Origin of the sequence: Pseudomonas sp. GL-R-26, from assembly GCF_019947365.1 — a bacterium.
Classification (GTDB): Bacteria; Pseudomonadota; Gammaproteobacteria; order Pseudomonadales; family Pseudomonadaceae; genus Aquipseudomonas.
Genome location: NZ_JAGYGI010000003.1, coordinates 234927 through 253181, shown reverse-complemented (window position 1 = coordinate 253181; position 18255 = coordinate 234927). Strand labels below are relative to the sequence as shown.

The following is an 18255-nucleotide window of genomic DNA, read 5'->3' as shown; positions in this document are numbered from 1 at the left end:
GTAACTGTAGGAGCGAGCCTGCTCGCGATAGCGGTCTGTCAGTCAACGAGTGTGTTGAATGTTAGTCCCTCATCGCGAGCAGGCTCGCTCCTACAGTGGTTTTGGGGTTGCCAGTAATATCTGCTTCTTCATCGAGATCTGCGATTTCCATGTCCCAGCCCATCGCCCAACCCGCCTACGTCCTGCACTCCCGCGCCTACCGTGAAAACAGCGCGCTGGTGGACTTCCTCACGCCGCAAGGTCGACTGCGGGCGGTGTTGCGCAGTGCGCGGGGCAAGGCCGGGACGTTGGCGCGGCCGTTCGTGCCACTGGAAGTCGAGTTCCGGGGCAAGGGCGAGCTGAAGAATGTCGGGCGCATGGAAAGTGCCGGGGTTTCCACCTGGCTCATTGGCGAGGCGCTGTTCAGTGGGCTTTATCTCAATGAGCTGCTGATTCGTCTGTTGCCCGCCGAAGATCCGCTCCCCTCGGTGTTCGATCATTACGCCGCCACCTTGCTGGCGCTGGCCGAAGGTCGCCCACTGGAGCCCTTGCTGCGCTCCTTCGAGTGGCGCTTGCTCGATGACCTCGGCTACGGGTTTTCCCTGACGACTGATATTCATGATCAGCCCATCGCGCCGGACGGTCTCTACCGTTTGCAAGTGGATGCGGGGCTGGAGCGGGTCTATCTGCTGCAACCGGGCCTGTTCAACGGCACCGAACTGTTGGCCATGGCCGAAGCCGACTGGTCCGCCCCCGGCGCCCTGTCTGCCGCCAAGCGCTTGATGCGCCAGGCGTTGGCCGTTCACCTGGGCGGCCGTCCACTTGTCAGTCGCGAGCTGTTTCGCAAGCCCTGATCACACCGTATGCTGTGCACCGAACTTTCTCTTCTACTGGAGCGCTTTCCGTGACCACCAGCACCCGTATTCTTCTTGGCGTGAACATCGACCACGTTGCCACTCTGCGTCAGGCCCGGGGCACCCGTTACCCGGACCCGGTCAAGGCAGCGCTGGACGCGGAAGAGGCGGGCGCCGACGGCATCACCGTGCACCTGCGCGAAGACCGTCGGCACATTCAGGAGCGCGACGTTCTGGTGCTCAAGGACGTGCTGCAAACCCGCATGAACTTCGAAATGGGCGTCACCGAAGAAATGATGCAGTTCGCCGAGCGCATCCGCCCGGCGCACATTTGCCTGGTGCCGGAAACCCGTCAGGAACTGACCACTGAAGGCGGCCTGGACGTGGCGGGGCAGGAAGCGCGGATCAAGGCCGCGGTCGAGCGCCTGTCGAAGATCGGCTCCGAAGTGTCGCTGTTCATTGACGCCGATGAGCGCCAGATCGAAGCCTCCCGCCGTGTCGGCGCGCCGGCCATCGAGCTGCACACCGGGCGTTATGCCGATGCCGAGACACCGACCGAAGTCGCCGAAGAACTCAAGCGTGTGGCCGATGGCGTGGCCTTCGGCCTGGCCCAGGGGCTGATCGTCAATGCCGGCCATGGCCTGCACTATCACAACGTTGAAGCCGTGGCGGCGATCAAGGGCATCAACGAGCTGAACATCGGCCATGCGCTGGTGGCCCATGCGCTGTTCGTTGGCTTCAAGTCGGCTGTTTCGGAGATGAAGGCGTTGATTCTGGCGGCTGCCAAAGCCTGAAGAACGACACCAAACCCTGTGGGAGCGGGCTTGCTCGCGAAAGCGGTTTATCATTCAACATCTCTGTTGGCTGGCACACTGCTTTCGCGAGCAAGTCGAATCGTCGCACCGCCGCTCCCACATTTGATCTCGGTTGTTCTGTTAGAGCGGTGAAGGCTCTTGAGCAGGCTTGGTCTTGTCGATCCCCGGAACAAGCAGTTTGCCCTCGGCGACCTGATCGCCTTCAAGCTGCGGCTGCGTGACCCAGGTCAGAATGTCGTAGTAGCGACGGATGTTCGCCACGAAATGCACCGGTTCGCCGCCACGGGCGTAGCCGTAACGGGTTTTGCTGTACCACTTCTTTTCCGACAGGCGCGGCAGGATCTTCTTCACGTCCAGCCATTTGTCCGGGTTCAAGCCTTCCTTGGCCGCCAGTTTACGCGCGTCATCCAGGTGGCCGCTGCCGACGTTGTAGGCTGCCAGGGCAAACCAGGTCCGGTCCGGTTCCTGAATCGAATCGTCGAGCTGGTCTTTCATGTAGGCCAGGTACTTGGCGCCGCCCATGATGCTCTGCTTGGGGTCCAGTCGGTTGGACACGCCCATGGCCTGTGCGGTGTTCTGGGTCAGCATCATCAGGCCGCGCACGCCGGTCTTGGATGTGACCGCCGGTTGCCACAACGACTCCTGGTACCCGATGGCCGCGAGCAGGCGCCAGTCGACTTTCTCTTTCTTGGCGTACGACTTGAAGTGCTGTTCGTACTTGGGCAGGCGTTGCTGCAAGTGTTGGGCAAACGTGGTGGCGCCCATGTAGCCGAGGACGTCGACATGCCCGTAGTAGCGGTCCTTGAGGCGTTGCAGGGTGCCGTTCTTCTTGACCTTGTCGAGGTAGTCGTTGATTTCGTTGAGCAGGCTGTTGTCGTCGCCCGGTGCGACGGCCCAGCTCTGGTTGCTGGCGTCACCGAGGTCGAAGGCGACCCGGATGTTGGTGAAGTACACCTGGTTCATTGCCACTTCGTTGGAGTCGACCAGTGTCAGGTCGATCTGACCTTCGTCCACCATGCGCAGGAGATCGACGACCTCGACCGCGTCAGACTCTTCGTATTCGATGCCGGGAAATTTCTGTTTCAGTTGCGCGAGCTGTTCGGCGTGGGTGCTGCCCTTGAGCACCATGATCTTCTTGCCCACCAGGTCTTTCGCATCGGTCGGTCGTGACTGACCGTTGCGGTAGATGATCTGTGGGGTGACTTCCAGGTAGGAGTGGGAGAAGCGCACCTGCTTCTTGCGTTCTTCGCTGCTGACCAGACCGGCCGCCGCCAGCACCGGGCCATTGGGCTTGCCGACCTGGTTGAACAGGTCATCGAGGTTGTCGGCGGTCTCGATCTTCAGCTCCACCCCCAGATCGTCGGCGAAGCGCTTCACCAGCTCGTATTCGAAGCCGGTTTCACCGTTGCGATCCTGAAAGTAGGTGGCAGGGCTGTTTCGGGTAACCACCCGCAGCACACCATCCTCCTTTACGCGCTCGAGCGTGTTGGGTTTATCAACACAGCCACCGAGCATCAGGAAGAGTCCGGTTGCGATCAGCCATTTGGCATACCGCGGACGCAAAGCCGTTGGGAAAAACATCTGCGCAGTATACGCAAAGGACCACGGGCGCCATATCTCGACAGTGAGGGGGTTGTCTGCTAGAGATCACAAAACCGGCAGAAACCCCGCAGGAATGGGCCTTTTCTGCATTTTGTTACAGTAAAAATAAGCTGTCGTCACACGCCCAATTAACCTGACTTTCGAGGCAGAAACACAGAACGACACCCGAGTGCAACCGTGCGTAGCGTTTCGGGTGATGTCGCGGGCTGTTTAGGCTAGAATGCACGGCCTCAAAGCACACCCCTTCCCGAGGCTGTCCCGAAGATGTTGATCCTGCGCGGCGCTCCTGCCCTTTCTGCCTTTCGCCACAGCAAACTCCTTGAGCAACTGAGCCAGAAGGTTCCGGCTGTCAGTGGCCTGTATGCTGAATTCGCTCACTTCGCCGAAGTTACGGGCGTCCTGACCGGCGACGAACAGCAGGTGCTTGCGCGCCTTCTGAAGTACGGTCCAAGCGTTCCGGTACAAGAACCGACCGGTCGTCTGTTTCTGGTGCTGCCGCGTTTCGGCACCATCTCTCCGTGGTCGAGCAAGGCCAGCGACATAGCCCGTAACTGTGGCCTGGCGAAAATCCAGCGCCTGGAGCGCGGTATCGCGTTCTACGTGGCCGGCCAGTTCAGCGACGCTGAAGCCCAGCTGATCGCCGACGGCCTGCACGACCGCATGACCCAGATCGTCCTGGGCAACCTCGAACAGGCCGCCGGCCTGTTCAGCCACGCCGAGCCAAAACCCCTGACCGCGATCGACGTGTTGGGTGGCGGCCGCGCCGCGCTGGAAAAAGCCAACACCGAGCTGGGCCTGGCCCTGGCCGAAGACGAGATCGACTACCTGGTCAACGCCTTCGTCGGCTTGAAGCGCAACCCGCACGACATCGAACTGATGATGTTCGCCCAGGCGAACTCCGAGCACTGCCGCCACAAGATCTTCAACGCCAGTTGGGACATCGACGGCCAGAGCCAGGAAAAAAGCCTGTTCGGCATGATCAAGAACACCTACGTGATGCACAGCGAAGGCGTTCTGTCGGCTTATAAGGACAACGCTTCGGTGATCGTCGGCTCCGTGGCCGGTCGTTTCTTCCCGGACCCTGAGACCCGCCAGTACGGCGCGGTGCAGGAACCGGTGCACATCCTGATGAAGGTCGAGACCCACAACCACCCGACCGCGATTGCCCCGTTCCCGGGCGCATCCACCGGTTCCGGCGGCGAAATCCGCGACGAAGGCGCGACCGGTCGCGGTGCCAAGCCGAAGGCTGGCCTGACCGGTTTCACCGTGTCGAACCTGCAGATCCCGGGCTTCGAACAGCCGTGGGAAGTGCCGTACGGCAAGCCTGAGCGCATCGTTACTGCGCTGGACATCATGATCGAAGGCCCGCTGGGCGGCGCTGCGTTCAACAACGAATTCGGTCGTCCGGCCCTGACCGGTTACTTCCGTACCTTCGAACAGTCGATCACCACCCCGCACGGTGACGAAGTTCGCGGTTACCACAAGCCGATCATGCTGGCTGGCGGCATGGGCAACATCCGTGAAGAACACGTCAAGAAAGGCGAGATCCTGGTCGGCTCCAAGCTGATCGTGCTCGGCGGCCCGGCGATGCTGATCGGCCTGGGCGGCGGCGCGGCTTCCTCCATGGCCACCGGCACCAGCTCGGCAGACCTGGACTTCGCGTCGGTACAGCGCGAAAACCCGGAAATGGAGCGTCGCTGCCAGGAAGTCATCGACCGTTGCTGGCAACTAGGCGACAAGAACCCGATCAGCTTCATCCACGACGTGGGTGCGGGCGGTCTGTCCAACGCCTTCCCGGAGCTGGTCAACGATGGCGACCGTGGTGGCCGTTTCGAACTGCGCAACATTCCAAACGACGAGCCGGGCATGGCCCCGCACGAAATCTGGTCCAACGAATCCCAGGAACGTTACGTTCTGGCGGTCGGCCCGGCTGACTTCGAGCGCTTCAAGGCGATTTGCGAACGTGAGCGTTGCCCGTTTGCCGTAGTCGGCGAAGCCACTGCTGAACCGCAGCTGACCGTGACCGACAGCCACTTCGGCAACAGCCCGGTGGACATGCCACTGGAAGTGCTGCTGGGCAAGGCTCCACGCATGCACCGTTCGGTGGTTCGTGAAAACGAACTGGGCGACGATTTCGATCCGTCGACCCTCGACATCGCCAACTGCGTCGAGCGCGTCCTGCATCACCCGGCCGTGGCCAGCAAGAGCTTCCTGATCACCATCGGCGACCGCACCATCACCGGCCTCGTGGCTCGTGACCAGATGGTCGGCCCGTGGCAGGTTCCGGTGGCCGACGTTGCCGTCACCGCCACCAGCTTCGACGTCTACACCGGTGAAGCCATGGCCATGGGCGAGCGTACTCCGCTGGCACTGCTGGACGCTCCGGCGTCGGGCCGCATGGCCATCGGCGAAACCCTGACTAACATCGCCGCTTCGCGCATCGGCAAGATCTCCGACATCAAGCTGTCGGCGAACTGGATGTCCGCTGCCGGTCACCCGGGTGAAGACGCACGCCTGTACGACACCGTGAAAGCGGTCGGCATGGAACTGTGCCCTGAGCTGGGCATCACCATTCCGGTGGGCAAGGACTCGATGTCCATGGCCACCCGCTGGAACGACGAAGGCGTGGACAAGTCCGTGACTTCGCCGATGTCCCTGATCGTGACCGGTTTCGCGCCAGTGACTGACATCCGTCAGACCCTGACCCCGCAACTGCGCATGGACAAGGGCACCACCGACCTGATCCTGATCGACCTGGGCCGCGGCCAGAACCGCATGGGTGCCTCGATCCTGGCACAGGTTCACGGCAAGCTCGGCAAGCAGGCTCCGGACGTCGATGACGCCGAAGACCTCAAAGCCTTCTTCGCGGTGATCCAGGGCCTCAACGCCGACGGTCACCTGCTGGCTTACCACGACCGTTCCGACGGTGGTCTGCTGACCAGCGTTGTCGAGATGGCGTTCGCCGGTCACTGCGGCCTGAGCCTGAACCTCGACGGTCTGGCAGAAACTTCGGCCGACATCGCCGCGATTCTGTTCAACGAAGAACTGGGCGCCGTGATCCAGGTTCGCCAGGACGCCACCCCGGACATCCTCGCGCAGTTCAGCGCTGCCGGTCTGGGTGATTGCGTATCGGTGGTCGGTCAGCCGATGAACAACGGCGAGATCAGCATCACCTTCAACGGCGAAACCGTGTTCGAAGGCCAGCGTCGTCTGCTGCAACGCCAGTGGGCCGAGACCAGCTACCAGATCCAGCGTCTGCGTGACAACGCCAACTGCGCCGAGCAAGAGTTCGACGTGCTGCTGGAAGAAGAGAACCCGGGCCTGAGCGTCAAGCTGAGCTACGACATCAACCAGGACATCGCCGCGCCTTACATCAAGAAAGGCATTCGCCCACAGGTTGCCGTACTGCGTGAGCAGGGCGTCAACGGTCAGGTGGAAATGGCGGCCGCGTTCGACCGCGCCGGGTTCAACGCGATCGACGTGCACATGAGCGACATTCTGGCCGGCCGTGTCGACCTGAACGAGTTCAAGGGCATGGTCGCTTGCGGCGGCTTCTCTTACGGCGACGTATTGGGTGCCGGTGAAGGCTGGGCGAAATCCGCGCTGTTCAACAGCCGTGCCCGCGATGCGTTCCAGGGCTTCTTCGAACGCAACGACAGCTTCACCCTCGGCGTGTGCAACGGTTGCCAGATGATGTCCAACCTGCACGAGCTGATCCCGGGCAGCGAGTTCTGGCCGCACTTCGTGCGCAACCGTTCCGAGCAGTTCGAAGCGCGTGTTGCCATGGTGCAGATCCAGGAGTCGAACTCGATCTTCCTGCAAGGCATGGCCGGTTCGCGCATGCCGATCGCCATTGCTCACGGCGAAGGTCATGCCGAGTTCTCCAGCGAAGAAGCACTACTGGAAGCCGATCTGTCCGGTTGCGTGGCGATGCGTTTCGTCGACAACCACGGCAAGGTCACCGAAAGCTACCCGGCCAACCCGAACGGCTCGCCGCGCGGGATCACCGGCCTGACCAGCCGCGACGGTCGCGTGACCATCATGATGCCGCACCCGGAGCGTGTGTTCCGTGCCGTGCAGAACTCGTGGCGTTCGGATGACTGGAACGAAGATGCACCGTTGATGCGCATGTTCCGTAATGCTCGGGTCTGGGTAAACTAAAAGCGGGTGAACTAAGCGCCGTGTACAAGCTCAGCTTTTTCGTTCCAACCAGTCACGTCGAAGACGTGAAGAGTGCCGTCTTCGCCGCCGGTGGCGGTCGAATCGGTGCTTACGACCACTGTGCATGGCAGGTGTTGGGCCTGGGTCAGTTTCGTCCACTGGACGGCAGTCAGCCGTTCATTGGCGAAGCGGGGCAGGTCGAGCAGGTCGAGGAATGGAAGGTTGAGCTGGTGGTGGCCGATGAGTTGATCCACTCGGTGGTGGCGGCTCTGAAACAGAGCCATCCCTACGAGACACCGGCTTATGAGGTGTGGCGGTTGGAGGATTTCTGATCTTCCTGGCTGCTGAAATGAGAAACCCGCTGAAAGAGATTTCAGCGGGTTTTTTGTTGCTCAGGATTCAGTGGTGTCAGTGAGGGCCTCATCGCGAGCAGGCTCGCTCCTACAGTGGTGCGGTGTACGCAGAGCAAATGTAGGAGTGAGCCTGCTCGCGATGGCGGCCTATCAGGCACCGAGGATCTAAACCTTGGCACTCACCTCACTGCGATTGACCAATGCTTCCAGCGCATCACTCAAGCTCGGCGCCTTGTCGCCAACCAACAGATGCCACACGCCACCTTCCAACTGGCTGACTCCCTGACAGCCCAGTGCTTTCAAATCACACTCCGACAACGCTTTGCCATTGGCCAGTTGCAGGCGAATTCGGGTCATGGCGATGCAATCGAGTTGCAGCACATTGTCACCACCGCCCAGGGCGCTGAGCCATTGCTGCGCCTCGGGTGTCACCACGGCGGCGGGTTTGGGTGCGTCGATTTCTGCCGCTGGTGACGACACCAAGGCCCGACCCAGCGCCGGCATCGCCAGGCGAATCTCATCGGCAATGGCATCGGCCATTGGCCCCACCACCACCTGCAAACTCCCGCCCTTGCCCGGACGCACCACGGCCATGGCGCCGAGAGCTTTCAGGTCGGTATCCGAGGCCTTGTTGCGATCCACCATGTCCAGGCGCAAGCGCGTAGTGCAGGCGCCGACGGTGATCAGGTTTTCGGCACCGCCCAAGGCCTTGATGTAAGCCCCGGCGCGCTCGTTGTCGGCAACTACAGTCTTCTCGACGGTGGCGGCATCTTCACGCCCCGGGGTTTTCAGGTCGAAGCGGCGGATACAGAAATCAAACACTACGTAATAGATCACGGCATACGCCAGGCCCACCGGGAACACCATCCAGCCGTTGGTGGACTTGCCCCAGCCAAGGATCATGTCGATGAAGCCGCCGGAGAAGGTGAAACCCAGGTGGATGTTCAGGGCATTGGTGATCGCCATCGACAGGCCGGTCAACAACGCATGCAGCAGATACAGCAGCGGCGCGAGGAACATGAAGGCGAATTCGATCGGCTCGGTGACGCCGGTCAGGAACGCGGTCAACGCCATCGACAGGAAGATCCCGCCCATCACCTTGCGCCGTTCCGGCAGGGCGTTGCGGTACATCGCCAGGCAGGCGGCGGGCAGGCCGAAGATCATCATCGGGAACATGCCGGTCATGAACTGGCCACCTTTCGGGTCGCCGGCGAAGTAGCGCGACAGATCGCCGGTCACCAGCGCGCCGGTGGTGGGGTCGGTGAAGTTGCCGAACACGAACCACGCCATGTTGTTGAGGATGTGGTGCAGGCCGGTGACGATCAGCAGGCGGTTGAACACGCCGAAGACGAACGCGCCGAAGCTGCCGCTTTCCATCATCAGCGTGCCGAAGCTGTTGATGCCGTGCTGGATCGGCGGCCAGATGTAGCCGAACACCACGCCCAGGCCCACGGCGGCGAACCCGGTGGCAATCGGCACAAAACGCCGGCCGCCGAAGAACGCCAGGTACTCCGGCAGCTTGATGTCCTTGAAGCGGTTGTACAGCGCGCCGGCCATCAGGCCGCTGACGATCCCGGCGAGCATGCCCATGTTGATGCTCGGGTCGAGCACCTTGAGGGTGGAGATCATCACCAGGTAGCCGATCACCCCGGCAAGCCCCGCCGTACCGTTGTTGTCCTTGGCGAAACCGACCGCGATGCCGATGGCGAAGATCATCGCCAGGTTGGCGAAGATCACCTGGCCGGCGTCGTGGATGATCGCGATGTTCAGCAGGTCGGTATCGCCCAGGCGCAGCAGCAGGCCGGCAATCGGCAGGATCGCGATCGGCAGCATCAGCGCGCGGCCGAGGCGTTGCAGGCCTTCGATGAAAAGTTGGTACATGGCGGTTCTCCGTGGATTCTTGTTGTTCTTTAGCTCAGAGGCCAATGCTGGTGACAGGCGTGACGCACCGCGCTGGCGCTGCTCAACTTGAGCAGGTCGTGGCTGATGCGCCGGCATTCGCTGGCGTCGAGATGACGCACGCGGTCCTTGATTTCACCGACCTGTACCGGGCTCACCGACAACTCACTGACGCCCAGGCCGATCAGCACCGGCGTGGCCAATGGATCGGACGCCAGTGCGCCGCACACGCCCACCCAACGGTTGTGCTGCGCCGCACCGGCGCAGGTCTGGGCGATCAGCCGCAACAGTGCCGGATGCAGCGCATCGACGCGCGCAGCGAGCCCAGCGTGGTCGCGGTCCATGGCCAGGGTGTATTGCGACAGGTCGTTGGTGCCGATGGACAGGAAGTCCGCGTGTTCGGCCAGTTGCTCGGCCAGCAGTGCGGCGGCCGGAACCTCGATCATCACCCCCAGCTCCGGGCGTTGCGCCAGGCCGAGTTCGCCGCACAAGGCATCGAGGCGCTGGCGGATGTGCAGCAGTTCATCGACTTCAGTGACCATTGGCAGCAGGATCCGGCAGCGTGACAACGGACGCAGGTGCAACAGCGCGCGCAGTTGCTGGTCGAGCAGTTCAGGACGAACCTGGGCCAGGCGAATGCCGCGCAGACCGAGCACCGGGTTGGCCTCAGCGGGCAGTGGCAGGTAGTCCAGTTGCTTGTCGCCGCCGACATCGATGGTGCGGATGATCACCGACTTGTCGCCCATGGCATCGAGCACCGCTTGATAGGCGTGGAGTTGTTCCTGTTCGTCCGGGGCGGTGTGGCGGTCGACGAAGAGAAACTCGGTACGCAGCAAGCCGACGCCGTCGGCGCCATTGGCCAATGCGTCTGCCGCTTCCGTGCTAGACGCCACATTGGCGGCGACTTCGATGCGCAGGCCATCGCTGGTCAGCGCAGGTGTGTGGGCCTGGGCCTGCTGTTCGGCCCGGCGTTGTTGCTGTTGCTGTTGCAGCTGGCGCACGTCGGTCAGGCGCTGTGTGCTGGGTGTCAGTTCGAGGCGGCCGCCGTCGGCGTCCAGCACCACCGGTTGCCCCTGTTGCTGATCGAGCAGCGTCGAACCCAGTGCGACCATGCACGGCAGACCTTTGCCCCGGGCCAGAATCGCGACGTGGGAGGTCGCGCCACCTTCGGCCATGCACAGCCCGGCGACGCCTTGCTGGCTCAGTTGCAGTAAATCGGAAGGCGTCAGTTCATGGGCCGCGACGATGGCGCCGGCCGGCACGTCGTAATGCCAGGTATCGCCGAGCAATGCGCGCAGTACCCGTTGCTTGAGGTCGCGCAGGTCGTTGGCGCGTTCGGCCAGCAGCGTGCTGCCGGTTTGCTGGAGGACTTCGCATTGCGCGTCGATGGCCTGGCTCCAGGCGTGGGTCGCGGCCGTGCCCTGGGCAATGGTTTGACTGGCGGCGTCCAGCAAGGCCGGGTCTTCGAGCAGCGCCAGGTGTGCGGCGAAAATCGCCTCCTCCGCGGTGTCCCTGTGTTTTTTCGCCAAGGCCAGCGTGTGTTCGATTTCGCTGCGCACCTGGCTCCGTGCCGCGTCCAGCACTTGCTGTTGTTGCAGCCGATCATGTTGGCCGGCATCCAGCGGCAGGCTGATCGCATTCAGGCGAAACAGAGGTCCGCCGACCAGGCCGGGTGCCGCGCAGACGCCGTGTAACACGCCGGCTTCGGCGGGACGATTGCGTTGGGCAATCGTTGCTGGCGCGGCAGCGTGGTGGTCTTCGGCCAGGGCTGTGGATAACGCGGTCAGCAAGGCTTGCAGCGCAGCTTCGGCATCCGGGCCATGGCAACTGACCTGGACCTCCGCCTGCTCGCCGATGGCCAGCCCCATCAGGCCGATCAGGCTGTCGCAGGTGGCCGACTTGCCGGCGAAATGCAGCTGCGATTTGCTTTTGAATCCTTGCGCGGTCTGACGGATCAACGCAGCCGGCCGCGCGTGCAGACCGCCACGGTGAGCAATGCGCACCAGACCGACAATCTCTGCGCCAGCAAACTCGGTATCCACCTGTGCGCTTGACGTCTGTCGACGAATAATGTGCAGCAGCGGCTCGCCGACCTTGACTGACTTGAGGGTGATGGGCCGTGCCTGAAAGTCCTGGCTGTTGGTGAGGATCAGCAGGCTGACCAGGCTTTTGCACTGTTGCGCGACCTTGTCGAGGTCGTAGCGCAGCAGCGGCTGGCCGTTGGCGACACGCGCGCCTTCCTTGACCAGCATCGAGAAGCCCTGGCCCTGCAACTCGACCGTGTCGAGCCCCAGGTGCAGGAGCAATTCCGCGCCGTTGTCGGCACGCAGGGTTACCGCGTGACCGGTGCGGGCGACATGCACCACCACGCCGGCGCAGGGGGCGTGGAGTGTGTCGTTGAGCGGATCGATGGCGATGCCGTCACCCATGGCGCCGCTGGCAAACACCGGGTCCGGGACTTTGGCGAGCGTGAGCACCGGGCCGCTGAGCGGGGCGCTTAAGGTCAGCTCTTTATTGTTGTTATGCATGGCTCGGTCTCATCAGGAAATCGTTTCGAGTCGGACTCAATGGGTGCGTGTCACTTTGCTCAGGTGTCGCGGCTGGTCCGGGTCCATTCCGCGGGCCACAGCCAGGCCGGCGGCCATCACGTAGAAACTCTGGATCGCGAGAATCGGGTCGAGGGCCGGGTGCTCGGCGCGGGTCAGGGTCAGGTCGCGTTCAAGCACGTCATCCGGCGCGGCCAGCAGGACACGGGCGCCGCGCTGGCGCATATCGGCGGCCAGGCTCAGCAAACCGGCCTGTTCGGCACCCCGTGGGGCAAACACCAGCAGCGGGTAGTTGTCGCCGATCAAGGCCATCGGACCGTGACGGACTTCGGCGCTGCTGAAGGCTTCGGCCTGGATCGCCGAGGTCTCCTTGAACTTGAGGGCCGCTTCCTGGGCGATGGCGAAACCGGCGCCACGGCCGATCACCATCAATCGCTGGCAATCGCGCAAGGCGTCGATGGCCGGGCTCCAGTCCTGTTGCGCGGCGTGGCGCAGGCCCTCGGGCAAGGCAGAACCGGCCTCGAGCAGTTCGGTGTCTTCTTTCCAGTGGCCAATCAATCGGGCGCTGGCGCTGAGGGTGGCGATGAAGCTCTTGGTCGCGGCGACGCTACTTTCGGTGCCGGCACACAGCGGCAGGCTGAATTCGCAGGCAGCTTCCAGCGGCGATTCTTCTGCGTTGACCATCGAAATGCTCAGGGCGCCGCGCTTGCGCAACAGGCGCAGGCTGTTGACCAGGTCCGGGCTTTGCCCCGATTGCGAAAAGGCGAATGCCACCTGGCCGCTGACCTTCAATGGCGCTTGCTGCATGGTCACCACCGACATCGGCAGCGATGCCACCGGGATGCCCAGCAGTTGCATGGTCAGGTAGGCGAAGTAGCTGGCGGCGTGGTCGGAGCTGCCGCGCGCCACGGTCATGGCCACTTGTGGCGGCTGACGACGCAGGCGCCCGGCGATCTCGATCATCTGCGGGTCGAGTTTTTGCAACTGGGCCTGCACGGCCTCGAACGAGGACAGCGCCTCTTCAAGCATTTTTGAAGTCAATGTCTTCTCCTTCGACCATCACGGCGGTCAGTTTCAGTGAGCGATCCAGCCGCACGCAGTCGGCCCAGGCCCCCGGTTGCAGGCGCCCGCGTTCGGTGATGCCGAGGTAGTCGGCGGGGAATTGCGACAGGCGCTGCGAGGCTTCGGCGATGGGCAGCCCGATCTTCACCAGGTTGCGCAGGGCCTGATCCATGGTCAGGGTGCTGCCGGCCAGGGTGCCGTCGGGCAGGCGCACGCCGCCCAGGCATTTGGTCACGGTGTGGCTGCCGAGCTTGTACTCGCCATCGGGCATGCCGGCGGCCGCAGTCGAGTCAGTGACGCAATACAGGCACGGAATCGAACGCAGGGCCACGCGGATGGCGCCGGGGTGCACGTGCAGCAAGTCCGGGATCAGTTCAGCGAATTTGGCGTGGGCCAACGCGGCGCCGACGATTCCCGGTTCGCGGTGATGCAGCGGGCTCATGGCGTTGTAGAGGTGGGTGAAACTGCTGGCACCGGCCTCCAGCGCGGCCACGCCTTCCTCGTAACTGCCCAGGGTGTGGCCGATCTGCATGCGAACGCCGCGGCTGCTGAGGTCGCGAATCAAGGCATCGTGACCGGCGATTTCCGGGGCAATGGTGATCACCCGGATAGGGGCGAGCGCCAGGTACGCTTCGACTTCGGCCATCAGCGCGGTGTGGGCGAAGTTGGGCTGCGCGCCGAGTTTGCCGGGGTTGATGTAGGGGCCTTCGAGGTGCACGCCGAGCACCCGGGCGCAGCCTTGGGGCCGCTGCTCACAGAATTCGCCGACGGCCTTGAGCACGCGCAAGATCTCTTCGTTCGGTGCGGTCATGGTGGTGGCCAGCAGCGACGTAGTGCCGAAGCGCACGTGGGTTCGGGTGATGGTTTCGAAGGCCGGCGTGCCCTCCATGATGTCTTTGCCGCCGCCTCCGTGAACGTGCAGGTCGATGAAACCCGGCAGCAGGTACGGCAGATCGTTGTCCGCCGGATCGCAGGGCTGGCCTTCGATCGACACGACTTTGCCGTGTTCGTGCACCAGTCGGCCGCGAACCCAGCCGTGGGCGGTGAGGATGTTGTCTTCGGACATGATCGGGATCTCGGTGTTTAGCGACACAGCTCTTTATCTACGGAGCTCTGCGACAAAGTCGTAGTAGTCGTTACGGCAATAGGTGTCGGTGACTTCGATGGGCGTGTTGTCCTCGAGGTAGCCGACCCGGGTCATCAGCAACATGGCGGTGCCGGGGGCGATGCCCACCAGTGCGGCGAACTCGTCCGAGGCGTTGATCGCCTGGATGTGCTGCAGGGCGCGGACAACCGGCTTGCCGATGCCGTCGAGGAACTCGTAGAGGGAATCGCCCACCGCCTGCGGTTTGGGAATGATCGAGGCGGGCAGGGTGCTCATCTCGATGGCCATCACCGTGTCGTCGGCCTTGCGCAGGCGTTTGAGGCGCGCAACCTTGTCGTTGGGCGACAGGCCGAGGCGGATCAGCTCTTCGTGGGTCGGCAGGGTAATTTCCCGCTCCAGCCATTGCGAGCCGGGCACGAAACCCTTGAGGCGGAGCATTTCACTGAAGCCGGAAAGGCGCGACAACGGTTGTTCGAGGCGCGGCGTGATGAAGGTGCCGGAACCCTGGTTGCGGCGGATCAGGCCTTGTTCGAACAACACTTCCAGCGCCTTGCGGGCGGTGACGCGGGAGATGCCCAGCGTCTCGCTCAGATTGCGTTCCGATGGCATCGCCTGCTCGGCTTTCCACTGGCCGGCGTGGATCGCCGCTTCCAGGTTGCGTGCCAGTTGCAGGTACAACGGCGTGGGTTGGGTGTCGTCGGGGCGCAGGGCCTGGAGATCGTTCATGGCGGGTGTCCGGGGCGGATATTGGAATGTTTTTGCCCGTGAATGGGCGAAAACTAATACCACTTGAATACCATGTCAACGTCAGGGTTTTGCTGTTTGTGTAGGAAAGCCTGCCTTGTCGGCCGATTGGAATGGGGGTTGGTTTGAAGTGGTATTAGTGGTGGGCTTTGAAGCGACAAAGATCGCAGCCTGCGGCAGCGCCTGCAGAGCGAAATGGTATTCACCCTGTGGGAGCTGCCGAAGGCTGCGATCTTTTGAATTTATTTTTTGCGGGCGACCAATGGTCGTGGGGGAATTACGGGCGGATTTCGATCATCGTGCCGTCCGGCACCAGGTTCCAGACTTCGCGCATGTCCATGTTGCGCATGGCGATGCAGCCGTCGGTCCAGTCCAGGGTATGGAACAGGTCTTCGGGGGTGTCTTCGCTGTCCGGGGTGCCGTGGATCATGATCATGCCACCGGGTTCGACGCCTTCACGACGGGCGCGGGCAGAGTCGCTGATGTTCGGATAGGAAATGTGCATCGCCAGGTTGAAGCGGTCGCTGACCTTGCGCCAGTCGACCCAGTAGAAACCTTCCGGGGTGCGCTTGTCGCCTTCCATCAGCTTGGGCCCCTTGGGGCGCTTGCCCAGGGAAATGCGATAGGTCTTGAGCGGCTTGCCGTCATTGATCAATTGCAATTGATGGGAAGACTTGAGAATCAGGATCTTCTCGATGACCTTGCCGTCCAGGGTTTCCACGGCAGAAGCCTGGGACACCGTGACGAACGACAAACAGAACAGGGCAAGCAACCAGCGCATTGAAACGATTCCCCAGGAGGTGTCGCGACTATTTATGTATAGAAGTTTTTGCAGGAGCTGCCGCAGGCTCGTGCCGCGTTCGGGCGGTCTTTCGGCGCCTTTGAGTGATGCCGAGATGACATCAGATAATGGCAGGCTGAGCAAGTGGCGGGATCGATTCAGACCGAACGGGATAGACCTCGGTCCGCCGGTCAGCGAAGAAGCATTCTAAGGTACGGCCCACCGTGCGGAAAGCCAGCTCATCCCATGGAATGTCCGCTTCGTCGAATAGTTGCACTTCCAGGCTCTCGGGGCCGGCAGAAAAGTCCAGGTCGGCCAGTTCGGCACGGAAGAACACATGCACCTGGCTGATGTGCGGCACGTCGATCAGGGTATAGATGCTCAGGTTGCGCACCCGGGCGCAGGCTTCCTCGGCGGTTTCGCGAATGGCGGCCTGTTCGATGGTCTCGCCGTTCTCCATGAAACCGGCGGGCAGGGTCCAGTAGCCGCGACGTGGCTCGATGGCCCGCCGGCACAGCAACACCTGGGTGCCCCAGGTCGCCACGCAGCCGGCGACGATGTTGGGGTTCTGGTAGTGAATGGCGTGACAGCTGTCGCAAACAAAACGCAGGCGCGAATCGCCTTCGGGAATGCGCTGGGTCACCGGGTTACCGCACTGGCTGCAAAATTTCATGCTGGGGTTCCTGAATGCTGCGCCTATCTTGGCGTGCGGCAGTGCCGGTCGGCAAGTTGTCGTTTCGCGACATGGGGCGGTTGCGGGGGTTGGGCGACCGCAGCGATTGGTGCATGATGCCGGGTAAGGCACAGATCGAGAACACTCATGCTGGATGAGCTACTGCATCGGGTTAGTAACCACACTCCACGCACACTGGAGACCGACCGTCGTTTTCCCGAGGCCGCGGTGCTGGTGCCCATCACTCGCAGTGACGAACCCGAGCTGGTGTTGACCCTGCGTGCCAGCGGCCTGTCGACCCATGGCGGCGAAGTCGCCTTTCCCGGCGGACGCCGTGACCCCGAAGACCCCGACCTGATTTTCACCGCCCTGCGTGAAGCCGAAGAAGAGATCGGCCTGCCGCCGGGGCTGGTCGAGGTGATCGGCCCGCTCAGCCCGCTGATCAGCCTGCATGGCATCAAGGTCACACCCTATGTCGGGGTGATCCCGGATTTTGTCGAATACCGGGCCAACGATGCCGAGATCGCTGCGGTGTTCAGCGTACCCCTGGAGTTCTTCCGCAAAGACCCCCGCGAACATACCCATCGTATCGATTATCAGGGCCGCAGCTGGTACGTGCCGAGCTATCGCTTTGGCGAATACAAGATCTGGGGGCTGACGGCGATCATGATCGTCGAGTTGATCAACCTGCTGTATGACGCCAAAATCAGCCTGCATCAGCCTCCCAAAAGCTTTATCAATATCTGACGCCATCGTTCGAATGGCCTGAATCCTGATTTCGCTGAAAAAAGCCTGCCTGAGCCTTGAGGAATACCACAATGAAATACCGCCTGGGCGACGCCCGCGTCGAAACCCATCCACAGAGCTGGGTCGCACCCAATGCCGTGCTGGTGGGCAAGGTCAAGCTGGATGAGGGCGCCAACGTCTGGTTCAACGCCGTATTGCGCGGCGACAACGAATTGATCCTGATCGGCAAGAACAGCAACGTCCAGGACGGCACCGTGATGCACACCGACATGGGCTACCCGCTGACCATCGGCACTGGCGTGACCATCGGCCACAACGCCATGCTCCACGGCTGCACCGTCGGCGACTACAGCCTGATCGGCATTAACGCGGTGATTCTCAATGGCGCGAAGATCGGCAAGAACTGCATCATCGGCGCCAATTCACTGATCGGCGAAGGCAAGGAGATTCCGGACGGATCGCTGGTCATGGGGTCGCCCGGCAAAGTGGTGCGCGAATTGACCGAGCCGCAAATCAGGATGCTGGAAGCCAGCGCTGCTCACTACGTGCACAACTCGCAGCGCTATGCCCGCGACCTGGCCGAGCAGGAAGAATGACTGCCACTGAACGTCCGGTAGCATCGCCCTGCGTGAACATTTGTGCGCTGGATGACGATGACATCTGCACCGGTTGCCAACGCACGGTGGAGGAGATTACCCGCTGGAGCCGCATGGACAACGACGAGCGGCGCAAGGTGCTGGGGTTGTGTCATGAGCGGGCCAAGTCCAGTGGGTTGATCTGGATGCTGCCTTCCAAATCCGATCGCTGAGTGGCGGAGCTTCTGTGGCGAGGGAGCTTGCTCCCGCTGGGTTGCGAAGCAACCCCAAAAATCTCAAGTGAATGTGCTGATTTCGGGGCCGCTACGCGACCCGACGGGAGCAAGCTCCCTCGCCAC

Annotated in this window: 16 protein-coding genes; 8 read left to right on the top strand and 8 right to left on the bottom strand. The window is 62.4% G+C overall.

Annotated elements, in window-relative coordinates; translation table 11 throughout:
• Positions 1-149: 149 nt before the first annotated feature.
• Together recO and pdxJ are read left to right on the top strand one after the other, a co-directional pair.
• On the top strand, positions 150-833 hold the full coding sequence (recO, locus tag KGA96_RS05820; protein ID WP_223511996.1) for a DNA repair protein RecO: 684 nt from the start codon (positions 150-152) through the stop codon (positions 831-833).
• 50 nt (positions 834-883) lie between these two features.
• Positions 884-1627: a pyridoxine 5'-phosphate synthase gene (gene pdxJ / locus KGA96_RS05815; RefSeq protein WP_223466627.1), complete on the top strand. Its 744-nt coding sequence runs from the start codon at positions 884-886 to the stop codon at positions 1625-1627.
• 141 nt (positions 1628-1768) lie between these two features.
• Here pdxJ and mltF read toward each other — a convergent pair whose 3' ends face one another.
• Positions 1769-3229, bottom strand: a complete 1461-nt coding sequence (gene mltF / locus KGA96_RS05810; protein ID WP_046040963.1) for a membrane-bound lytic murein transglycosylase MltF — start codon at positions 3227-3229, stop codon at positions 1769-1771.
• A 285-nt stretch (positions 3230-3514) separates the two neighbouring features.
• Here mltF and purL point away from each other — a divergent pair, with 285 nt between their 5' ends.
• The gene (purL, locus tag KGA96_RS05805; RefSeq protein ID WP_046040966.1) at positions 3515-7411 is read left to right on the top strand and encodes a phosphoribosylformylglycinamidine synthase; all 3897 of its coding nucleotides are present in this window, start codon (positions 3515-3517) and stop codon (positions 7409-7411) included.
• 20 nt (positions 7412-7431) lie between these two features.
• Complete coding sequence (locus KGA96_RS05800; protein WP_046040968.1) at positions 7432-7743, top strand: YqfO family protein; 312 nt, start codon at positions 7432-7434, stop codon at positions 7741-7743.
• 186 nt (positions 7744-7929) lie between these two features.
• On the opposite strand, the gene nagE is transcribed toward KGA96_RS05800, so the two are convergent.
• The 7 genes from nagE to KGA96_RS05765 all read right to left on the bottom strand — a co-directional run bounded on the left by nagE (position 7930) and on the right by KGA96_RS05765 (position 16574).
• Complete coding sequence (gene nagE, locus KGA96_RS05795; protein WP_046040971.1) at positions 7930-9645, bottom strand: N-acetylglucosamine-specific PTS transporter subunit IIBC; 1716 nt, start codon at positions 9643-9645, stop codon at positions 7930-7932.
• A gap of 29 nt (positions 9646-9674) precedes the next feature.
• A complete protein-coding gene (gene ptsP / locus KGA96_RS05790) occupies positions 9675-12191 on the bottom strand; it encodes a phosphoenolpyruvate--protein phosphotransferase (protein WP_223511984.1) in 2517 nt (838 codons plus the stop codon).
• Between the two features lie 36 nt (positions 12192-12227).
• Positions 12228-13250: an SIS domain-containing protein gene (locus KGA96_RS05785; RefSeq protein WP_223511982.1), complete on the bottom strand. Its 1023-nt coding sequence runs from the start codon at positions 13248-13250 to the stop codon at positions 12228-12230.
• Entirely contained in the window at positions 13231-14337 is a 1107-nt protein-coding gene (gene nagA / locus KGA96_RS05780) for an N-acetylglucosamine-6-phosphate deacetylase (RefSeq protein ID WP_046040976.1), read from the bottom strand. Before nagA ends, KGA96_RS05785 begins: the two co-directional genes overlap by 20 nt.
• 33 nt (positions 14338-14370) lie before the next feature.
• Positions 14371-15102 (bottom strand): GntR family transcriptional regulator, encoded by a 732-nt coding sequence (locus KGA96_RS05775; protein WP_046040977.1) that lies wholly within the window; start codon positions 15100-15102, stop codon positions 14371-14373.
• Positions 15103-15397: 295 nt separating this feature from the next.
• Positions 15398-15901, bottom strand: a complete 504-nt coding sequence (locus tag KGA96_RS05770) for a murein L,D-transpeptidase family protein (protein ID WP_046040978.1) — start codon at positions 15899-15901, stop codon at positions 15398-15400.
• Between the two features lie 121 nt (positions 15902-16022).
• Positions 16023-16574: an NUDIX hydrolase gene (locus tag KGA96_RS05765; RefSeq protein WP_046040979.1), complete on the bottom strand. Its 552-nt coding sequence runs from the start codon at positions 16572-16574 to the stop codon at positions 16023-16025.
• 14 nt (positions 16575-16588) lie between these two features.
• On the opposite strand from KGA96_RS05765, the gene KGA96_RS05760 reads away from it, so the two are divergent.
• The 4 genes from KGA96_RS05760 (at position 16589) to KGA96_RS05745 (ending at position 18129) form a co-directional block, all read left to right on the top strand.
• Complete coding sequence (locus tag KGA96_RS05760) at positions 16589-16732, top strand: hypothetical protein (RefSeq protein WP_185754788.1); 144 nt, start codon at positions 16589-16591, stop codon at positions 16730-16732.
• Positions 16722-17321 carry a CoA pyrophosphatase gene (locus KGA96_RS05755; RefSeq protein ID WP_046040980.1) on the top strand — a complete coding sequence of 200 codons (600 nt, stop codon included), beginning with the start codon at positions 16722-16724 and terminating at the stop codon, positions 17319-17321. The genes KGA96_RS05760 and KGA96_RS05755 overlap by 11 nt, the downstream gene beginning before the upstream one ends.
• Positions 17322-17392: 71 nt before the next feature.
• Positions 17393-17917: a gamma carbonic anhydrase family protein gene (locus KGA96_RS05750; RefSeq protein WP_046040982.1), complete on the top strand. Its 525-nt coding sequence runs from the start codon at positions 17393-17395 to the stop codon at positions 17915-17917.
• Positions 17914-18129, top strand: a complete 216-nt coding sequence (locus KGA96_RS05745) for a DUF1289 domain-containing protein (RefSeq protein WP_046040984.1) — start codon at positions 17914-17916, stop codon at positions 18127-18129. The genes KGA96_RS05750 and KGA96_RS05745 overlap by 4 nt, the downstream gene beginning before the upstream one ends.
• Positions 18130-18255 lie beyond the last annotated feature (126 nt).

What these genes read in the sequence shown, in the direction of transcription:
- recO (WP_223511996.1), top strand. Translation starts at nt 150, where the DNA reads ATGTCCCAGCCCATCGCCCAACCCGCCTACGTCCTGCACTCCCGCGCC.
- mltF (WP_046040963.1), bottom strand. Translation starts at nt 3,229, where the DNA reads ATGTTTTTCCCAACGGCTTTGCGTCCGCGGTATGCCAAATGGCTGATC.
- purL (WP_046040966.1), top strand. Translation starts at nt 3,515, where the DNA reads ATGTTGATCCTGCGCGGCGCTCCTGCCCTTTCTGCCTTTCGCCACAGC.
- nagE (WP_046040971.1), bottom strand. Translation starts at nt 9,645, where the DNA reads ATGTACCAACTTTTCATCGAAGGCCTGCAACGCCTCGGCCGCGCGCTG.
- ptsP (WP_223511984.1), bottom strand. Translation starts at nt 12,191, where the DNA reads ATGCATAACAACAATAAAGAGCTGACCTTAAGCGCCCCGCTCAGCGGC.
- nagA (WP_046040976.1), bottom strand. Translation starts at nt 14,337, where the DNA reads ATGTCCGAAGACAACATCCTCACCGCCCACGGCTGGGTTCGCGGCCGA.
- KGA96_RS05775 (WP_046040977.1), bottom strand. Translation starts at nt 15,102, where the DNA reads ATGAACGATCTCCAGGCCCTGCGCCCCGACGACACCCAACCCACGCCG.
- KGA96_RS05770 (WP_046040978.1), bottom strand. Translation starts at nt 15,901, where the DNA reads ATGCGCTGGTTGCTTGCCCTGTTCTGTTTGTCGTTCGTCACGGTGTCC.
- KGA96_RS05765 (WP_046040979.1), bottom strand. Translation starts at nt 16,574, where the DNA reads ATGAAATTTTGCAGCCAGTGCGGTAACCCGGTGACCCAGCGCATTCCC.
- KGA96_RS05760 (WP_185754788.1), top strand. Translation starts at nt 16,589, where the DNA reads ATGCTGCGCCTATCTTGGCGTGCGGCAGTGCCGGTCGGCAAGTTGTCG.
- KGA96_RS05755 (WP_046040980.1), top strand. Translation starts at nt 16,722, where the DNA reads ATGCTGGATGAGCTACTGCATCGGGTTAGTAACCACACTCCACGCACA.
- KGA96_RS05750 (WP_046040982.1), top strand. Translation starts at nt 17,393, where the DNA reads ATGAAATACCGCCTGGGCGACGCCCGCGTCGAAACCCATCCACAGAGC.
- KGA96_RS05745 (WP_046040984.1), top strand. Translation starts at nt 17,914, where the DNA reads ATGACTGCCACTGAACGTCCGGTAGCATCGCCCTGCGTGAACATTTGT.